Source organism: Streptomyces sp. NPDC006335 (genome assembly GCF_040612795.1).
GTDB lineage: Bacteria > Actinomycetota > Actinomycetes > Streptomycetales > Streptomycetaceae > Streptomyces.
Genome location: NZ_JBEXQX010000053.1, coordinates 1 through 2,141 on the forward strand (window position 1 = coordinate 1; position 2,141 = coordinate 2,141).

Here is a 2,141-nt window from a genome sequence, read left to right on the forward strand (position 1 = left end):
TTCGGAGCACCGACGCTGGTGCGCCTCGCACTGGTGCGCCTGGGAGAAGACCGCCACCAACTGCTGTGGAGCTACCACCACCTGCTGCTGGACGGTTGGAGCAGCCCCGCCGTGATCGGAGAGGTGCTGCAGGCCTACCAGGAACTGGTGGCGGGGCGTCAGCCGCTCCTGCCCGAGCGGCGCCCGTTCCGCGACTTCGTGGCCTGGCTGCTCGACCAGGACCAGGAGGAGGCCAAGCGGTACTGGCGGGAGCAACTCGCCGGATTCACCGCACCCACCGAGCTCGGTGTGGGGCACACGACGGGGGAGGCAGGGCGGGGCACCGCCTGGGCACGGCTGGACAAGGACGCCTTCGCCCGGGTGACGGAGTTCGCGCGACGGCACCGACTGACGGTCAACACGGTCGTCCAGGGCGCCTGGGCGGTCCTCACCGCCCGCTACGCCGGTACCGACGACGTCGTGTTCGGGGTGACCTCATCCGGGCGCAGCGGCGAGCTCGACGGCATCGAGAACGTGGTCGGCCTGCTGATGAACACCACCCCGGCCCGCATCAAGGTCGATCCCGGCCAGACCGTCCCGCAGTGGCTGACCGCCGTACAGGCCGAGCAGATGCGCGGCCGACGCTTCGAACACACCCCGTTGACCGAGATCCAGGCCTGCAGCCAGGTCCCCGCCGGACAGCCCCTGTTCGAGACGCTGTTCATCTTCGAGAACTACCCCGCCCCGGGCTGGAACGGCGGGCAGAGCTCGCCGGACACCGGCGGCCTGCGGGCCGGCACGGTGTTCCACGGCCGCCCGCAGGGCAACTACCCGCTGACGGTGGCCGCGGGAATCGGACCGGGACCGGAGTTGTCGATCCGCCTCGACTACGAGCGGAACCGCTTCGATCCGGCCGAGATGGAGCGAATGGCGGGGCACCTGGCCACCGTGCTGGAGGCGATCGCGACGAGCACGGACCAGAAGGTGGCGGAGCTGCCCCTCCTGACCGCCGCAGAGCGGGTCCGGCTGACAGCGGACTGGAACGACACGGTGGCACCGCTGCCCGCAGCGGGCGGAGCGCATGACCTGATCGCCGAACAGGTGCGGCAACGTCCGGACGCGGTGGCGGTGGTGTGCGGTTCGCGTCAGATGACATATGGGGCACTGTGGGAGCGGGCCGGACGGTTCGCGGGACTGCTGGGTGCGGCGGGTGTGGGCCCGGAGTCGGTCGTGGGCCTGTGCCTGCCCCGTGGGACCGACCTGGTGGCGGCAGTGCTGGGCGCGTGGCGAGCCGGCGTGGCGTACCTCCCCCTCGACCCCGACTACCCGCCTGAGCGGTTGGCCTTCATGCTGGCCGACAGCCGGGCGCCGGTCCTGCTGAGCACGACCGACCTGGCCGACGAACTACCGGCCGGCCGGATGCGGGTGCTGTGCCTGGACGATCCGGCGGACGCGGCGCTGCTGGCCGCCTCGCCGCCCCCGGAGCCGGTGGTGGTGGACGGTGGCCGGCTGGCGTATGTGATGTTCACGTCGGGGTCGACGGGGACTCCTAAGGGTGTTCAGGTGACGCACGGTGGTGTGGTGAACCTGGCGGTGGCGCAGCGGGGGTTGTTCGGGTTGGTGCCCGGGGACCGGGTGCTGGGGTTTGCGTCGTTCAGTTTTGATGCGTCGGTGTGGGAGCTGGTGATGGCGCTGGCTTCGGGGTCGGCGCTGGTGGTGGTGCCGGCGGGGGAGCGGGGCGAGCCGGGTCGGGTGGCGGGGCTGGTGCGGTCGGCGGGGGTGGGGGTGGCGACGGTGCCGCCGTCGTTGCTGCAGATGCTGGAGCCGGGGGATCTGGGCGGGGTCGGGACGCTGGTGACGGCGGGTGAGCGGCTGGATGAGGAGCTGGCCGGGTCCTGGGCGGTGGGGCGGCGGTTGTTCAACGCTTATGGGCCGACGGAGACGACGGTGTGCGCGTCGGCGGGGGTGTGTGCACCGGGTGGCGGGGTGTCGATCGGTGGTCCGGTCGCCAATACGCGGGTGTATGTGGTGGACGGGTCGCTGAATCTGGTGCCGGTGGGTGTGGCTGGTGAGTTGTATGTCGGTGGGGCGCAGGTGGCGCGTGGGTATGGGGGGCGTGCGGGGCTGACGGCGGAGCGTTTTGTCGCGGATCCGTTCGCCGC

Annotated in this window: 1 protein-coding gene; it reads left to right on the forward strand. The window is 71.6% G+C overall.

All coding sequences use genetic code 11. The annotated features are described in order from the left end of the window. Positions 1 to 18: 18 nt before the first annotated feature. On the forward strand, positions 19 to 2,141 hold a 2,123-nt coding region (locus ABZ098_RS44905), incomplete at its 3' end, for an AMP-binding protein (RefSeq protein ID WP_356600892.1).